General features: G+C 28.3%; 16 protein-coding genes. 4 read left to right on the top strand and 12 right to left on the bottom strand.

What is annotated here, in order from left to right; all coding sequences use genetic code 11:
- Positions 1 to 257: 257 nt before the first annotated feature.
- Positions 258 to 506 carry a hypothetical protein gene (locus PLW95_03500; protein HOV21730.1) on the top strand — a complete coding sequence of 83 codons (249 nt, stop codon included), beginning with the start codon at positions 258 to 260 and terminating at the stop codon, positions 504 to 506.
- Positions 507 to 815: 309 nt separating this feature from the next.
- On the opposite strand, the gene PLW95_03495 is transcribed toward PLW95_03500, so the two are convergent.
- Together PLW95_03495 and PLW95_03490 are read right to left on the bottom strand one after the other, a co-directional pair.
- The gene (locus tag PLW95_03495; GenBank protein ID HOV21729.1) at positions 816 to 1,592 is read right to left on the bottom strand and encodes a prolyl oligopeptidase family serine peptidase; all 777 of its coding nucleotides are present in this window, start codon (positions 1,590 to 1,592) and stop codon (positions 816 to 818) included.
- Between the two features lie 54 nt (positions 1,593 to 1,646).
- On the bottom strand, positions 1,647 to 2,597 hold the full coding sequence (locus tag PLW95_03490; GenBank protein ID HOV21728.1) for a hypothetical protein: 951 nt from the start codon (positions 2,595 to 2,597) through the stop codon (positions 1,647 to 1,649).
- A gap of 477 nt (positions 2,598 to 3,074) precedes the next feature.
- Between PLW95_03490 and PLW95_03485 the strand changes: the two genes are divergently transcribed.
- From PLW95_03485 to PLW95_03475, 3 genes are read left to right on the top strand one after another with little or no spacing between them, the layout of a single operon-like run.
- Positions 3,075 to 4,151, top strand: coding sequence for an aminopeptidase P family N-terminal domain-containing protein (locus tag PLW95_03485; GenBank protein HOV21727.1), 1,077 nt, complete (start codon positions 3,075 to 3,077; stop codon positions 4,149 to 4,151).
- Positions 4,148 to 5,446: a nodulation protein NfeD gene (locus tag PLW95_03480; GenBank protein ID HOV21726.1), complete on the top strand. Its 1,299-nt coding sequence runs from the start codon at positions 4,148 to 4,150 to the stop codon at positions 5,444 to 5,446. The genes PLW95_03485 and PLW95_03480 overlap by 4 nt, the downstream gene beginning before the upstream one ends.
- On the top strand, positions 5,446 to 6,093 hold the full coding sequence (locus PLW95_03475; protein HOV21725.1) for a TIGR00730 family Rossman fold protein: 648 nt from the start codon (positions 5,446 to 5,448) through the stop codon (positions 6,091 to 6,093). Before PLW95_03480 ends, PLW95_03475 begins: the two co-directional genes overlap by 1 nt.
- Here PLW95_03475 and PLW95_03470 read toward each other — a convergent pair.
- From PLW95_03470 to yajC, 10 genes are all read right to left on the bottom strand, one after another.
- Positions 6,090 to 6,689, bottom strand: coding sequence for a MarC family protein (locus PLW95_03470; protein HOV21724.1), 600 nt, complete (start codon positions 6,687 to 6,689; stop codon positions 6,090 to 6,092). The two genes, PLW95_03475 and PLW95_03470, sit on opposite strands and share 4 nt — an antisense overlap.
- 26 nt (positions 6,690 to 6,715) lie before the next feature.
- Positions 6,716 to 8,092, bottom strand: coding sequence for a phosphoglucosamine mutase (glmM, locus tag PLW95_03465; GenBank protein ID HOV21723.1), 1,377 nt, complete (start codon positions 8,090 to 8,092; stop codon positions 6,716 to 6,718).
- Complete coding sequence (truB, locus tag PLW95_03460) at positions 8,073 to 8,783, bottom strand: tRNA pseudouridine(55) synthase TruB (protein HOV21722.1); 711 nt, start codon at positions 8,781 to 8,783, stop codon at positions 8,073 to 8,075. Before truB ends, glmM begins: the two co-directional genes overlap by 20 nt.
- Positions 8,758 to 9,759 (bottom strand): bifunctional oligoribonuclease/PAP phosphatase NrnA, encoded by a 1,002-nt coding sequence (locus tag PLW95_03455; GenBank protein HOV21721.1) that lies wholly within the window; start codon positions 9,757 to 9,759, stop codon positions 8,758 to 8,760. The genes truB and PLW95_03455 overlap by 26 nt, the downstream gene beginning before the upstream one ends.
- A complete protein-coding gene (gene hflX / locus PLW95_03450; protein ID HOV21720.1) occupies positions 9,740 to 10,858 on the bottom strand; it encodes a GTPase HflX in 1,119 nt (372 codons plus the stop codon). The genes PLW95_03455 and hflX overlap by 20 nt, the downstream gene beginning before the upstream one ends.
- On the bottom strand, positions 10,855 to 11,166 hold the full coding sequence (rplU, locus tag PLW95_03445; GenBank protein ID HOV21719.1) for a 50S ribosomal protein L21: 312 nt from the start codon (positions 11,164 to 11,166) through the stop codon (positions 10,855 to 10,857). The genes hflX and rplU overlap by 4 nt, the downstream gene beginning before the upstream one ends.
- A 29-nt stretch (positions 11,167 to 11,195) precedes the next feature.
- Positions 11,196 to 13,841 carry a valine--tRNA ligase gene (locus PLW95_03440; GenBank protein ID HOV21718.1) on the bottom strand — a complete coding sequence of 882 codons (2,646 nt, stop codon included), beginning with the start codon at positions 13,839 to 13,841 and terminating at the stop codon, positions 11,196 to 11,198.
- Positions 13,842 to 13,847: 6 nt separating this feature from the next.
- Positions 13,848 to 14,174, bottom strand: coding sequence for a DUF503 domain-containing protein (locus PLW95_03435; GenBank protein HOV21717.1), 327 nt, complete (start codon positions 14,172 to 14,174; stop codon positions 13,848 to 13,850).
- Positions 14,175 to 14,359: 185 nt separating this feature from the next.
- Entirely contained in the window at positions 14,360 to 15,514 is a 1,155-nt protein-coding gene (larC, locus tag PLW95_03430; GenBank protein HOV21716.1) for a nickel pincer cofactor biosynthesis protein LarC, read from the bottom strand.
- On the bottom strand, positions 15,501 to 15,818 hold the full coding sequence (gene yajC, locus PLW95_03425; GenBank protein HOV21715.1) for a preprotein translocase subunit YajC: 318 nt from the start codon (positions 15,816 to 15,818) through the stop codon (positions 15,501 to 15,503). Before yajC ends, larC begins: the two co-directional genes overlap by 14 nt.
- Positions 15,819 to 15,864 lie beyond the last annotated feature (46 nt).

The raw sequence follows: 15,864 nt of genomic DNA, 5'->3' as shown, positions 1-15,864 counted from the left end.
AAATAAATTTGACAAAGATAAAGGCCATCCTGTATATATGAATAAAAAAGAAAGGGGTTGCAATGAATAGTAATAAAAGTCTCCCACCAAGTAAGAGAGTTCGTCAAGAGATAGAAGAAATAGTAGCAGGTAAGGAAGCAGGAGAAGGGGGGAAGGATATAACAGGTTTTAATATAATTTAGGAAGAAAAAGAGAAAAATTTTATATTTTTAAAAAGCCGCAGGATACCCTCGGGCGTAAAGACCCAACGGGCGAGATTGTGGATATGTTTTACAATTTTAGTAGTTGAAAATTTTATAGATGGTTGCTTCTTGTTTTTACAGGAAAAAATAGACATTACCAAAGAAGGGATAATAATAGATACAACAGGACTACCTAATCAGATAAATATGGATATAAACGAGTGGGGATATATAGATAAGATAGAGGAAGAGATAAAATTTTTATTTGTAGTGGCCAAAGGGAAAGGGTTGCCATTATTTTTCAGTATTTACCCTGGAATATAGTAGATGTAAGCAGTTTAGATAGGACAATAGAGGAGATGAAGAAATATGGGATATATGGGCAGGCAAATCACGAGTAAAAAGGTAATTGTCTATAACATAAATAATCTGATGTGTTTTGTGGCAAACTACAAAACAAACGTTTGAAAACCTGCTTTATGTCATTAATACTTGCTTCTTTTCAACATACTCAATTGAACAAGTATATATGGGAATTTAGGACTTAAACTCATCATACATTCTCTCATATTTTACTGCTTATTTTTATTAACAATTCTAATCTTCATGGAATTTTTAAAAATTATTTATGTTTCAAGTTGTAACAACAATTTCATTGCTTTTTTTACTAACCCACTGACATGCCTGAAAATAATTAATAGTATGTCCTCCTTTAAATAATGTAAACCTTGCCTTTTTACTGCCTGCATCTATAAGTTTTTTATAAACATCTTCACTGTGATGATATGGAACTACCATATCATTTATCCCATGGTGAATATCAAGCCAAACATTCTTTGCAGATGTAATAAAATTAATTGGAGACCTTTCATAATATTCTTTATCAATTTCGGAACTTTTACCCGGTGGACCACCTAAGCATGCTTCAATATGTATACTATAATTTTTATTTTCTTCCCACCATTTTTTTAAATCACTAATGGATGCCCATGTACTAACTGCTGACCACATATTTGGATATTTAGCAACCATCATTAAACTCATATATCCGCCACCAGACCCACCAATTAAATAAACTCTCTGTTTATCTATTTTATAACAGGAAAAAACATAATTAATCGCATCTACAATATCCCTTTGTGCATATTCAGAACCACATGCCTTCTTACAATCAGGATTTTCTAAACAATTAGGACCACGAAAATTAGGAAGAAGTGCAACCCAGTTCCTTTTTTCTATCTGTTTTTCTATGGGTTTCACTAATTGCTTATAATCACCCTGCCAGGTATGTAAAGCAACAAGTAAAGGAACAAAATTCTCAATATTATATGAGGATGAAGTAATAATTATATTAGGTTGGGTAGTACCATCTACACTTGATTTAATTTTTATCTCCTGTACATTTGCCATAAAACACTCCTTTTACTTTACGGATTAGAATAGAAACTTTATAATTTATCTGTATTAATCCCAGTTTACCCTCCATGGTGTTTCTTTTCTAAATGGGTCTTTAAATTTATTTTTTAACTTTCCCTGTTTTTCTAAATGAATCATACATGCTCTAATACACCCTCTACCACCACATATCGCTTCTCCATGAATAAAAACATTGGGGGGTTTATGATAAAATGGCGAATGCATCCCCGGTTTTACATCAGAACGACCCTGTAGATAATCTCCTTTCTCTCCCTCTTTTACTTTTCTTCCTCCTCGTAACCCTATTGAACATTTTTCTACATCTAATTCTCCCCATTCTAACATCTTACCTGCAACTTCTACTTTTACAGTTTTTATCCTACTTATTGCACCTGCTGGACATCCTTTTACACATTCCATACATCTATCACAAATTGCAGGTCCTTCATATAGTGGGTCAGGGTCTAAAGGCATATCAGTCAGAACTTCCCCTAATCTCTGTCTTGGTCCAAATTCAGGTGTTAGAAAAACCTTGCTATATCCAATCTCTCCCAATCCAGCACAAAAAGCCGCTATCCTATGATGAATCATTACATCCGGCGTAGGTTTACCTGGAGCAACTGGTCGACTATATCCTTTTTTAATTTCACCATTTTCATCAATTGCTCTCCATGGACTCAAATGTCCTAATGGAATTGCCTCATATCCCTTATCTTCTATTATTTTACAAAAATTCCAGAGCACCATTGGCATTTGAATATTACTTATTCCTCCATATCCCATAGATGAATAATTACTGAAAAATGTCCCTTCTTCAATCCCTCTAAATGTCCCTCTGAATACTCTGAATCCTAAAACAATTATTGATTTTACTCCGGGCATTATTTGACGAGGGTCCATCTGGAGAGGTGCACCTTCAAATCTCTCCGGTGAGGAAATCCCCACAAGGTCTGCTCCACATTTTTTTGCGTATTCTTTAACTTTTTCAGTTTTACTCATACCCGCCTCCTTTTATATTACTTACTAAGTAATTTTATAATTTAATCCTATCTCCCTGTCAATATTTAAAATCTTTTTTATTGAAATCCTGCAGAATACCTTTGAAAATTTATATGTTAATATACCACTATCAAGCAATTTAAATAAAATTTATATGTTTATTTTTTTTTAAAAATTTGTATTTTTTACCTCTTAAAAATAACATTTCAGAATACCGATTACTTGATTTGTGGGAAGTTAGGGGTTAAAATAGAAAAACTTTTACCAAATAAACTTGCTCAGAAAATAAAAACTCTCTTAATTCTGAAACCGCCTTAAAATGACCTCTTCAAGTTCAGGTAGGTATATCTATTGAGCAATAAGATATTTAGATACTGAGAATTAGTATGGGGTTCAGTTAGGATTTACTAACACTTTTTGTATTTCTGACATACTAAAAATTTGACAACAGAAAAGAAAAAAAGGTAAATTAAGGAAATGGAAAAAGAAACTAAAATTGAGAGAGTAAGAAGATATATAAAAGAAAATGGATTGAGTGGAATTTTAGTATCAGGTGTATCAAATTTTTCATGGTTAACCGGTGGGAAGAAAAATTTTGTTGGACTTAATACAGAAAAAGGTGTTTGTAGTATTTTAATAACACCTGATAAATCTTTTCTTTTAACAACAAATATTGAATATCCAAGAATTTTTGAAGAAGAAATTAGTGATTGGGAATTTATCGTAAAGAATTGGTATAAAGAAAATGAGTTGTTTGAGGAAGTTAAAAAAATATGTAAAGGCAAAATTGGTTCGGATATTCCAACTAATTTTACTGTCCTTGTGAAATTAGAAAAATTACATTTTCCATTAGTTGATGAGGAAATTGATAGATATAAGGAAGTTGGAAAATTGGCATCTGAAAGTATTACAGAAATTTCAAAAGTTATAAAACCGGGAATGAAAGAAACTGAAATTGCAGGTATAGTAAGTCAAAAGTTATGGGAAAAAGATATAATTCCAGTTGTTATACTTGTTGGTGCAGATGAACGAATTGAGAAATACAGACATCCAATACCAACAGAAAAAAAATTAGATAAGAGAGTTTTAATTGCTATTTGTGGGAAAAGATATGGTCTTATTGTATCTCTTACAAGAATAGTTAATTTTGGAAAGTTGGAGGAATCTATTTTGAGAAAACATAAAAGTGTTTGTTTTGTTGATACTGTTTTTATTGATGAGACAAGACCAGATGTGAAGATGTCAGATATTTTTAAAAAAGCAAAATCATCATATAAAGAAACAGGTTTTGAAAATGAGTGGCAATTACATCATCAAGGAGGACCAACTGGTTATTCAACAAGATATTTTAGGGTTACAGAAGAGACAGATGAAAAAGTTATTGAAAAAAGTTCATTTGCTTGGAATCCTTCAATAACAGGGACAAAATCAGAAGATACAATTATTATTGAAAAAGATAAAAATACAATAATAACAGAAGATAAAAACTGGCCAATGATTGAAGTTGAATATAAAGGGAAAATTTATAAAAGACCTGCTATTTTAGAAAAATGAGAAAAATAATTTTATTTCTTCCTTGCTTTTTTTTAATATCATCCTTTTGTTTTTCTGAAAATAAAGCATACACTTTAAATATAAATGATGCTATTGGTCCTATTACATATTATCAAATTACAAGAGTTATAAATTCAGCAGAAAAGAATAATGCAGAGTTTGTTTTACTAATAATTGATACTCCTGGTGGTCTTCTATCCTCTACAAGAAAAATTGTTCAGGAGATATTAAAATCAAAAGTTCCAATTATTGGTTTTGTTTATCCATCAGGAGCACAATGTGCTTCTGCTGGAACTTTTATTGCTCTTTCGTGTGATATTTTGGTGATGGCACCTGCAACAAATATAGGTGCTGCTCATCCTGTTACTTTAACTGGTGGAGATGAGCAGAACAAAACAATGGAGGAAAAAGTAGTTAATGATACGGTGAGTTTTATAAAAAGTATTGCTAAATATAAAGGAAGAAATGAAAAATGGGCGGAAAAAGCAGTGAGAGAGAGTATTTCCTCAACCGAAACAGAAGCATTAAAAAATAATGTTATTGATTTTATAGCAGAAGATATTGACCAACTTCTTAAAAAACTTGATGGGAAAAAAATAAAGAAAAATGAAAAAGAAATTATTCTTCATACAAAAGATATTGTTTTTGAATCACTAAAACAATCATTTAAAGATGATTTTTTAAAAACAATTTCAGACCCAAATATTGCGTATTTACTTTTAATAATTGGTATGTGGGGAATAATATTAGAATTTTCACATCCTGGTTTTGGACTACCAGGTATTGCAGGCACAATTTGTTTGATACTTGGATTTTTTGCTTTACATACAATGCCTATAAACATTGCAGGACTTCTTTTACTTATTTTAGGTTTTATACTTTTTGGAATTGAGGCAATAACTCCAACATTTGGATTGTTTTTTATTTCAGGTATTATTTCTTTTCTTATTGGTTCTTTTATGCTAATCAGACCTGGTTCTGAAATAAAAATTGCTACTTCACTAATTTTCACTGTTGCTTTTGCATCTGGTTTTTTTATATGGGCTATATTGTTATTTGCTCTTAAAACGAGAAGGAGAAAAGTTACAACTGGAACTGAGGGACTTATTGGAGAAAAAGGAAGGGTTAAAACGGATTTAAATCCTGAAGGATTAATTTTTGTTCATGGTGAGTATTGGAAAGGTATTCCAAAAGATAAAAACGAAATTATTAAAAAAAATGAAGAGATAAAAGTTATTGGAAAAGATGGTCCAGTTCTAATAGTTGAAAAAATAAATAAAGAGGGGGATAGATAATGAATAAGGAAGAAAAAATTTATGCAGAAGAGTCATGGAGAATTTTCAGAATAATGGCTGAATTTATTGAGGGATTTGAAGAATTAGGTAATGTGAAAGATGCAGTAACTGTTTGGGGTGCTGCAAGAGTTAAAGAAGGAGATATCTGGTATAAAAAGGCAGTTGAATTGGGGAAATTACTTTCAAAAAATGGTTATACAGTAATAACTGGTGGGGGTCCTGGAATAATGGAAGCAGCAAATAAAGGAGCAACACTTGCTGGAGGAAATTCAATAGGGCTTAATATAGAACTACCTCATGAACAAAAGCCAAACCCATATATCAAAACACTTCTTTCATTTAAATATTTTTTTACAAGAAAAGTTATGTTTGTTAAATATACAAAGGGTTTTGTAATTTTTCCAGGTGGATTTGGGACTCTTGATGAATTTACAGAAGCAATAACTTTAATTCAGACAGGAAGAATTCATAAATTTCCTATTATTCTTTTTGATAGTTCATATTGGAAAGGACTAATTGATTGGATGAAAAATACCCAACTTAAAAGAGGATATATTTCTCCTGAAGACCTTTTAATTTTTTCTATTGTTAATGAACCAGAAGAGGCAATAAAAAAAATCAAAGATTTTTACAAAAAAATTGATTAGCCGGTAAATAAGTTTTTTATTCCACTAACTAAAAAATTTATTGAAATTCCAGCAAGAATTATTCCCATCAATTTTGTAAGAAGTAATATACCTTTTCTACCAAAAATTCTTTTGATATTAATTAACCTTGAAAGAATAATCCAGTTTACCAATGTGACAATAACTACACTTGCACTCATTATAATATAATTTTGGGGAAAATTAAATCTATAAAGAATTACAAGAATTACTGTAATTGCTCCTGGACCTGCAAGTAGTGGACAACCTATTGGAACAATTCCAAGTTCTTCTTTTGGATATTTTCTTTCAGGTAATATATTAAAAATTTCGTCAAGGGCAATAATAAGAAGGAGAAATCCACCTGCAATTTTAAATTCTTCTAAATTTATATTAAATAAGTAAAGTATCCATCTACCAATAACTCCAAAAAATAAAAGAATAAAAAAACTTACAATTATAGCAAGATTCACAACTTTTTTAACTTCATCTTCTGAGATGTCTGGAACAAGAGAAATAAAAATAGGAATACCACCAATTGCATCTATTACAATAAAAAGCATTATTGAAGTTTTTATTATTTCATTTAAAATTTCCATTTTTTTGAGGAGGACTGTCCTCTCCATTAAGTACTTCTCCATACCTGGTCTGGCATACCTGGTCTGGCGGAAAGTATACTATAAATTTCTTTTAGATATTCATCAGCAGTTATTTTTGTTGTTGCTTCTACTATAACTCTTACAACTGGTTCAGTTCCTGATTGCCTTATATGAATCCATCCATTTTCTCTTATAATTTTAATTCCATCAGTTAAATCCAATTTCTCGTTTTTATAAATTTTTTTTATTTTTTTAAGAATAAATTTTATGTTTTTAATTTTATATTTCTCTTTTATCATATAATATTTAGGATAATTATTTACAATTTCAGATATTTTTTTGTTTTCTTCTGCCATTTTTTCAAGCAAAAGGGATATTCCAATGTAACTATCTCTTCCATAATGAAATTTTCCCCATATAACCCCGCCGTTGCCTTCTCCCCCTGCTCTACTCTTTATTTTTCTCATTTTTTCAACAACATTTATTTCTCCAATTTTTGTTCTATAAATTTTGACTTTATGTTTTTTACATATATCATCAATTAAAGAAGTAGTTGATAAGTTAACAACAACAGGTGTTTTTTCTTTTTCAAGGACTGAATCAAGGCAGATTGCTAAAGTTGTTTCTTCTCCTGGAATATCAGCATTTTCACAGACAAATGAAAAACGGTCGCAATCAGGGTCTTGAATAAAACCAATATCTCCTTTTTCTTTAATAACTTTTTCTTTTAATTGCTGAAGATTTTCTATAAGTGGTTCTGGATTATGAGAAAATTTACCATATGGAAATTTATTGAAGACCAATACATCACAGCCCAAATTTTTTAAGAATTCTTCAGTATAGATAGAAGAAACACCCTGACAGGCATCAACAATAACCTTAAACTTTTTTTCTCTTATTTTCTTAACATCTACTAATTTATAAATATTATCAAAATAAATTTTTATATAATTTTTTTCAATCTTTTTAATTTCACCTGGAATTGAAGATAATTTTAATTTTTTAACACTTTTTATAATTTCTAAAAATTTTTTCCATTCATCATTATTTATAAAATTTCCCTTTTTATTGAAAAATTTTAATCCATTATATTCTTCTGGATTATGACTTGCAGTGACCATAATTCCATATTTGTTTTCAATTTTCTCTATTATAAATCCAATCATAGGAGTTGGAGTTATTTCAATATTTAGGACATTTTTTCCAGAAGAAAGCAGTCCTGATATTACAGAAGAAATTAAAACATCTCCACTTATTCTTGTATCTTTTCCAACCAGAAATGTTTTCCCTTTACCAAAAAATCCAAAGGCAAATGCAAATTTAAAAGCAATTTCTGGTGTTATTTCATCTGGGTATATTCCTCTAATACCAGCAACGCTAATTTTAAAATTTTTCTTTTTCATTTTTAAGTATTTGCTGAAGTTTTTGAATTGTAATAATTGCATTTTCAATACCTATTTTTTTTAATTGTTGTAAAGTAAATGTCTTTTCAATTGAAAATGGTCCAATTCTTATTCTTTTTAATTCTACCTGAGTTGCTCCACATCCTAATTTATCACCAATGTCCCTGCAAAGCGACCTCACATATGTTCCTTTTGTGCATATAACTTTTATTTTTATAAATGGAAGTTTTATTTCTTCAATATCAATATCTCTAATTATAACTGGTTTTGGAATTGGCTTTATAATAATTCCTTCTCTGTAAAATTTATAGAGTGGTTTTCCCTGATGTTTAATTGCTGAAACAACAGGTGGTGTTTGAATATATTCTCCTTCAAAATTTTTTATTGTCTCAATAATTTCTTTTGTTGTAACTTTTACTTCTTTTTCTTCTATGATTTTGCCCTGAATATCATCTGTATCTGTTTTTTTACCCAATTCCATCGTACAAATATATTCTTTTTCAAATTTCATAAATTTACAACTTAATTTTGTTGCATTTCCAATAAGAATAATAAGAACACCCTCTGCAATTGGGTCTAATGTCCCTGCATGTCCAATTTTCTCTTTGAAATTGAACTGTCTTTTTATAAATCTTATAACATCATATGAGGTCATTCCTTTTTGTTTATTTATATTTATAATTCCGTCCATTTTTTCTTATCTCATTTAAAATTGTTTTTTCTACTTCTTCTATTTTCTTATTTTTAAAGAAACAGCCAGATGCTTTTTTATGTCCGCCTCCTCCAAACTTTCTTGCAAGTTTTTCAACATCAAACTTTTCTTTACTTCTTAAACTTACTTTTATGCCATCTTCTTTTTCTTTCATTAGAAAAACAATTTTACTTTCTTTTATTTCTGAAAGAAAATCAATAAATCCCTCTGTGAATTCTTCATCTGTATTTGTTTTTTTATAAAGTTGTCTTGTAATTTTCATCCAGCAAACTTTATTTTTGAAATCGAATTTTAGATTGTTTAATGCCAATGATAAAAGTTTAATTGATTTATATGGTTTTTCTAAATAAATTTTTGTTGCAATTTCAACTGGACTGATTTTATATTCAATTAAATTTTTTACTATATCCATTGTAAATTTACTCATCCGGTAAGTAAATCTTCCTGTATCAGTAATAATTGCAGTATAAAGACAGGCAGCAATTGACCTGTCTAATTTTTTAAGTTTTTCTATTATAAAATATATCATCTCGCCTGTTGCTGAAAATTCAGGGTTAATCCAGTTTAAATTTCCAAATTGAAAATTTGTAATATGATGGTCAATATTTACTATCAGTGAATTTTTTTTATAATCTGAAATATCAATAGTTCTTTCAGGTGAACTACAATCAATAATAATAATTACATCAAAATTGTTTTTTAAATTTTTTTTATTTTGAATATTTATTTCTTTAACTGATGGTAAAAATTTATAAATTGAAGGAACTTTATCACAATTTATTATTTTTACATTTTTATTTTGCTTTTTAAGAAATAAAAACATAGCAAGTTCAGAACCAATTGCATCTCCATCAGGATTTTGATGTGTTGTAATAAGGAAATTTTTATTTTTTTCAATAATATTGGATATTTTTTTGATTTTTAAAATGTCATCCTTATTTAACCCCAATACCATAAAAAACCTCCATTATTTTTTCTCTTAATTGGTCAAAACCTTCTTTTGTTAATGAAGAAATAAAAATTTTTTCAGGGTTTTGTATTTTCATTATATTAAGTTCTTCTTTTTCAAGTAAATCAATTTTATTGAAAACATCTATTCTTAACTTTTCCTCAACATTAAGTATTTTTAAAACATCATAGATAGTATTTTTTTGTTTTTCTATGTTTGTTGAAACATCATAAATACATAAAAGAATGTCAGCATATTTTATTTCTTCAAGAGTTGATTTGAATGCCTCAATTAAATGGTGTGGAATATTAGAAATAAGTCCGACAGTATCACTCATCAAAACATATTTATCATCTCCTATATATACAAGACGAGTAGCAGGGTCAAGAGTAGAAAATAATTTATTAGCAACATAAAGATTTGAAGAACTTAATTTATTAAGAAGAGTGCTTTTCCCAACATTTGTATATCCAATAAGTGAAACAGCATGAAATTTTTCTCTTTTTTTTGAACTTCTTAAAACATTTCTATGTTTTTCTATTTCTTTTATTTCCTGTTTTAATTTAGCAATTCTATCTTTTATTCTTCTTCTGTAGACCTCAATTTTCATTTCTCCAGGACCTTTTATTCCAAGCCCACCTCTAATTCTTGAAAGCTCAATTCCATGCCCTGTTAATCTTGGTAAAAGATAAGTTAATTGAGCGAGTTCAACTTGAATTTTCCCTTCCTTTGATTTAGCATGTTCAGCAAATATATAAAGTATCAGTAGAGTTCTATCTATTACATTTATATTTAAAGTTTCCTCAATATTTCTTTGTTGGACAGGAGAAAGGTCTTTTTCAAAAACAACCAATGTGATTTTGTATTCATCTACAATTTTCTTTATTTCAAATAATTTCCCTTTCCCAATATAAGTAGATGGATGTATTAAATTTTCTTTTAAGAGGAGTGTTTTTACGATATTTAATCTGAGCGTTTTTGAGAGGAATTCCAATTCTCTAACAGAGGTATCTGTTTCTATTGGGTCTTTCTTTTTAAAAGCAATTATTAGGACTCTTTCACCTGATAAATTGTCATCTCTTATTACCTTAATATGTTCTTTCACTTTATTTTTATATCTTCAACTTTTAATACAGTAATATGGTCTCTATGTCCATATCCCTTTTTATAACCTGTCTTTGCTTTTTTCTTGAAGACATAAATTTTTTCCCCTTTTTTTTCTTCAAGAACTTTACAGATAATACTAATATTTTTTAGTTTATCTTCTTCTGTAATTAAATCTTTATCATCAAAAAAACAAACTGGATTAAATTCTACTATATCTTCTACTTTTTTATTTAAATTAAAAACATCAAATTTTTTCCCTTTTTCTACTTTATATTGTTTCCCACCAATATCTATAAATCCATACATTTTCTCTCTCCTTTTTATAAAGATTTATGTTATTCTATTTGTCCCTTGAAAAATTCAATATCTTTTTTTATATTTTCAATTTTTTCTTCAAGGTCTTTTTTATTATTTATTGTTTTTTCAATTACTTCCTTTTTTGCTTTTTCAAGGAATTGTTTATTTGATAATGTTTTCTCTGTTTTTTCAAGTAATATCTCAAATTCTTTCTTTTTTCCCTCTAACTTTTTAATTTCTTCAGGGATATCTATTATACCTTCAATTGATATAAAAAGTCCACCTGATGAAAGATTTTTTAGAAGATAATTTTTATTTTTCATAATGTCCTGTTTTTCTTTAATTTTTACCTTTCCGAGTGATTCAACTATTTCTTTTTCAATATCATCTATTTCTCCTTCTATATAACAATCAATAATTTTTGTGACAGGAACTTTTATTTTTGTTTTTATAGTCCTTATATTTGTAATAATTTCAATTATCCTGTTCATTTTTTCAATTGTGTCATCGTCTCTATAATTTTCAACAACAGGCCATTTACTAATAATTATATAGTCAGATTCAAGGTCAGAAATGTATTTTTTAAGAGATAACCATATCTGTTCGGTTATAAATGGTATATATGGATGTAAAAGTTTCAATGAAATAATAAGGGATTTATTCAAGATAGGAATAACAACATTTTTAAAATAATCATTTTCTTTTTTATATATTTTACTTATTTCAATATACCAATCACAGAATGTATGCCAGAAAAAATCATATAAATAATTTATACTTTCGTTAAAATGAAATTTATCCAATAGGGAAGTAACATTTTTTACTGTTTCATTAAGATTTAAAATGAGCCATTTTTCTGGAAATTTCAAGTTATTAAAATCAATATTTTCATAAATTTTTATATCATTTGTTCCCATTTCTTCATTTATTGTTATGATATATCTTCCTGCATTCCAGATTTTATTCATAAAATTTCTTCCTTTTAAATAAAAAGTTGGAGAAAGATATACATCCTGTCCAAAAGATGTCATTGAAATTAAACTAAATCTTAAACTATCTGCACCATAATTTTCAATTATATCAACAGGGTCTATGGCATTTCCCAATGATTTGCTCATTTTTTTCCCTGTTTCATCTCTTACTGTTCCATGTATAAAAACATTTTCAAAAGGTATTTCTTTCATAAATTCCATTCCAGCCATTACCATCCTTGCAACCCAGAAGAAAAGTATTTCCTGTGCAGTTACAAGAGTATCAGTTGGATAAAAAACATCAATATCGTCTGTCTTTTCAGGCCAATTAAAAACAGAAAATGGCCATAACCATGATGAAAACCATGTATCTAAAACATCTTCATCTTGCTTTATATTTTCACTTCCACAATTAGGGCATTTTTTAACATTATCTTCAATAGAGACAATAGGTGGACAATCTTTATTTTCACAATACCAGATGGGTATTCTATGTCCCCACCATATTTGTCTGCTTATGCACCAGTCTTTAATATTATAAAGCCAGTTAAGATAAATTTTTTCCCATTTTTCTGGATAAAATTTTAGTTTTTTTTCCAATGCAACCTCAATTGCGGGTTTTGAAAGTGGTTTCATATTTACAAACCACTGAGTTGAAATATATGGTTCTATCGGGGTTAAACATCTATAACAATGTCCAACTCTATGGATATATGGTTCTATTTTACTTACCAAACCATTATTTTTAAGTTGCTCAATAATTTTTTCTCTTGCAAGAAATCTATCTATACCATTAAATTGTTTTGCTTCTTCGTTCATTTTTCCTTCTTCATCTATAACAATTACAAAGGGTAATTTATTTCTTTGCCCTATTTCAAAATCAGTCGGGTCATGGGCAGGTGTAACTTTCACTGCCCCTGTTCCAAATTTTACTTCAACTTTTTCATCAGCAATAATTGGTATTACTCTATCAACAAATGGAAGTTTTACTTTTTTCCCTATAAGGTTTTTATACCTTTTATCAAGAGGATTAACTGCAACTGCTGTATCTCCAAGCATTGTTTCTGGCCTTGTAGTTGCAACTTCAATAAAATCGCCTTCAATTAGAGGATATTTTATATAATAGAGAAAAGAAGGAATTTCTTTATATTCAACTTCTTCGTCTGAAAGGGCAGTTGTGCATCTTGGACACCAGTTTATAATTTTTCTTCCTCTATAAATAAGTTCCTTTTTATAAAGTTGGTAAAAAGCATATTTTACTGCCTTTGATAAATTTTCATCCATTGTAAATCTTAACCTGTTCCAATCACAAGATGCACCTAATTTTTTCAACTGGTCAATAATTCGTAAACCATATTCTTCTTTCCATTTCCATACTTCTTCAATAAATTTTTCTCTTCCAATATCCTGCCTTTTTTTTCCTTCCTTTAAAAGTTTTCTTTCAACTACATTTTGTGTTGCTATTCCTGCATGGTCAGTTCCAGGAACCCACAAGGCATTATAGCCCTCCATTCTTTTCCATCTTATCAATATATCCTGAATTGTATTATTTAAAGCATGTCCCATATGTAAAAATCCAGTTATATTTGGTGGAGGAATAACTATAACATATTTTTTCTTTTTCTTATCTGCTTCGCAATGGAAAAAATTATTATATTCCCATATATTATAAATTTTTTCTTCTATTGCTTTTGGGTTGTATTGTTTTTCCATTCTTTCTCAGTCTTCTATAGAAATAATAGAATTTTTGTTATTTAATACAATAAAATCATTATTATCAAAAAATAAATCAAGTATTTTCTGACATAGAATTTCTGTTGATTTTGCTTCACCATTTACAAATGAAACACCAATTGCTGCTCTTTGCCATTTTTCATAGAAGTCAACTTCAACAATTGAAACATTATATTTTGTTTTTATCCTGTTTTTAATTGAATTTATAATGTTTCTCTTATCTTTCAAACTTTTGCATCCCGGAATTAAAAGTTCAATTTTTATTGTTCCGACAAACATTTTTCTTATGGTAAAATCTTTTTTGTATTTCAATAGTTATTAAGAACGCAAAATGTAAAGCGAAAAGCGCGTATTTTAGCATCCGCCTCGTTTTTTGGCGAATGAAATACAAAAAACCAAAAACTTTTTAAATTTTAAGTTATAATTTTACACTTTCTTCTTTTAATTTTAAATTTATATATTTTTCTTTGTGCCTTTTGTTGAGGTTTTACATTATATCACATAGAGATATTTTTTGATAAATTATTCACTTCTGTTATAACATTTTTTAAAGGTATTTTGAATTTTTTGGATATTTTTTTACAATCATCATATTCAGGAGAAATATTATAAATTTTACCACCATAAAAACTTATCTTAATCTTTACAGAACCCCATTTTGTTTTTATTTCTTTAATTTTTCTTTGAAGAATTATTCTATCTTCTTTTTGGTATCTAAATCCAATTGTTGTTGTTTCAGAAAATATAATTTCTTTCACTTTTTCAAAATTTTCTTCATTTACCATAATTTGAAGGTTAAAAACAGGCCTATTTTTTTTCCCAATACCTGTAAAAACAGAAACATCGGTTGCCCCTGCCTGAAAAAGTTTTTCGTATAAATACTCAAATATTACAGGGTTCATATCATCAATATTTGTTTCAATGATGTAAATTTCTTCTTTTTTTTTGTCAATTTCTTTTCCATATATGAACTTCATTATATCGGAAGGCAGTGTCTCACTTGTTCCTGTGCCATATCCATATCCTTCTATTGAAATTTTTTCATCTATTTCATGGAATTTACATAATCCTTTTAAAATTGAAACACCAGTTGGAGTAGAAATTTCATAAGGAATATGTTTTATTAAAACGGGAAGTCCTTTTAGAATTTCAAGTGTAGCAGGAGATGGCATTGAAATTCCTATTGAACTTGAATAAACACTTTCTATATTCAGTAATTTCAGTCCTATTACTGCACTTGCAATTTCAATAATAGCATCTGTTTGTCCTATTTGATGAAAATGTACATTATCAATTTTTTCTTTATGAACTTTACTTTCACTTATTGCAAGAATATTAAAAATTTTTAAGGTTTTCCTTTTTATATCATCTGAAAGTGAACTTTTCTCTATTAAATTGACAATTTCAGTATATTTTCTTTGATTCTCTTTTTCTTTTAAAATAACAATAAATTGTGTTGCAGATATAAAATGGGAAGAATTTGTCTTTCTTTTTACTTTTTTTATTTTTATTGTGTAGTTAGAAATAGGGATTTTTTGCAGTTCATTTTTTAGAATTGATGGATTAACTCCTGCATCAATTAGACATCCGACAATCATATCTCCTGCACATCCATTAAAAACTTCAAAATATCCTGTCTTACTTATTATCATTCTGTGGTTTAATTACCTGTGAAATAGCGTTTCTTAAAAAATCAACTTTTACCCCATTACCACAATCAATTGTTACAATATTATCTTTTATTTTTGAAACAACTCCAATTAATCCTCCAACAGTAACAATTTTATCTCCTTCTTTTAAATCATCTAACATTTTTTTATGTAGTTTTTGTTTTTTTTGTTGCGGTAATATAAGCAGAAAATAAAAAACAAAGAATATTAAAATTAGTGGTAATAAAGCACCTAATAAAGATGGTGTAGATTGTTGCTGTGCCTGTGCTAACATTAAAAATTTCATAATTCCTCCTTATTTTTAGTACTAAAAGTTAATTCTATTTATCAAT

The organism is bacterium (assembly GCA_035370465.1).
In the GTDB taxonomy this organism is placed as follows: Bacteria; Ratteibacteria; UBA8468; order B48-G9; family JAFGKM01; genus JAGGVW01.
This window is presented reverse-complemented; position numbering and strand designations above follow the sequence as displayed.

Excerpts from the sequence above, each read along its gene's own strand:
- PLW95_03470 (HOV21724.1), bottom strand. The coding sequence starts at position 6,689 with ATGGAAATTTTAAATGAAATAATAAAAACTTCAATAATGCTTTTTATT.
- rplU (HOV21719.1), bottom strand. The coding sequence starts at position 11,166 with ATGTATGGATTTATAGATATTGGTGGGAAACAATATAAAGTAGAAAAA.
- PLW95_03440 (HOV21718.1), bottom strand. The coding sequence starts at position 13,841 with ATGGAAAAACAATACAACCCAAAAGCAATAGAAGAAAAAATTTATAAT.
- PLW95_03490 (HOV21728.1), bottom strand. The coding sequence starts at position 2,597 with ATGAGTAAAACTGAAAAAGTTAAAGAATACGCAAAAAAATGTGGAGCA.
- glmM (HOV21723.1), bottom strand. The coding sequence starts at position 8,092 with ATGAAAAAGAAAAATTTTAAAATTAGCGTTGCTGGTATTAGAGGAATA.
- PLW95_03480 (HOV21726.1), top strand. The coding sequence starts at position 4,148 with ATGAGAAAAATAATTTTATTTCTTCCTTGCTTTTTTTTAATATCATCC.
- PLW95_03475 (HOV21725.1), top strand. The coding sequence starts at position 5,446 with ATGAATAAGGAAGAAAAAATTTATGCAGAAGAGTCATGGAGAATTTTC.
- PLW95_03495 (HOV21729.1), bottom strand. The coding sequence starts at position 1,592 with ATGGCAAATGTACAGGAGATAAAAATTAAATCAAGTGTAGATGGTACT.
- yajC (HOV21715.1), bottom strand. The coding sequence starts at position 15,818 with ATGAAATTTTTAATGTTAGCACAGGCACAGCAACAATCTACACCATCT.
- larC (HOV21716.1), bottom strand. The coding sequence starts at position 15,514 with ATGATAATAAGTAAGACAGGATATTTTGAAGTTTTTAATGGATGTGCA.
- PLW95_03455 (HOV21721.1), bottom strand. The coding sequence starts at position 9,759 with ATGGTATTGGGGTTAAATAAGGATGACATTTTAAAAATCAAAAAAATA.
- PLW95_03485 (HOV21727.1), top strand. The coding sequence starts at position 3,075 with ATGGAAAAAGAAACTAAAATTGAGAGAGTAAGAAGATATATAAAAGAA.
- truB (HOV21722.1), bottom strand. The coding sequence starts at position 8,783 with ATGGACGGAATTATAAATATAAATAAACAAAAAGGAATGACCTCATAT.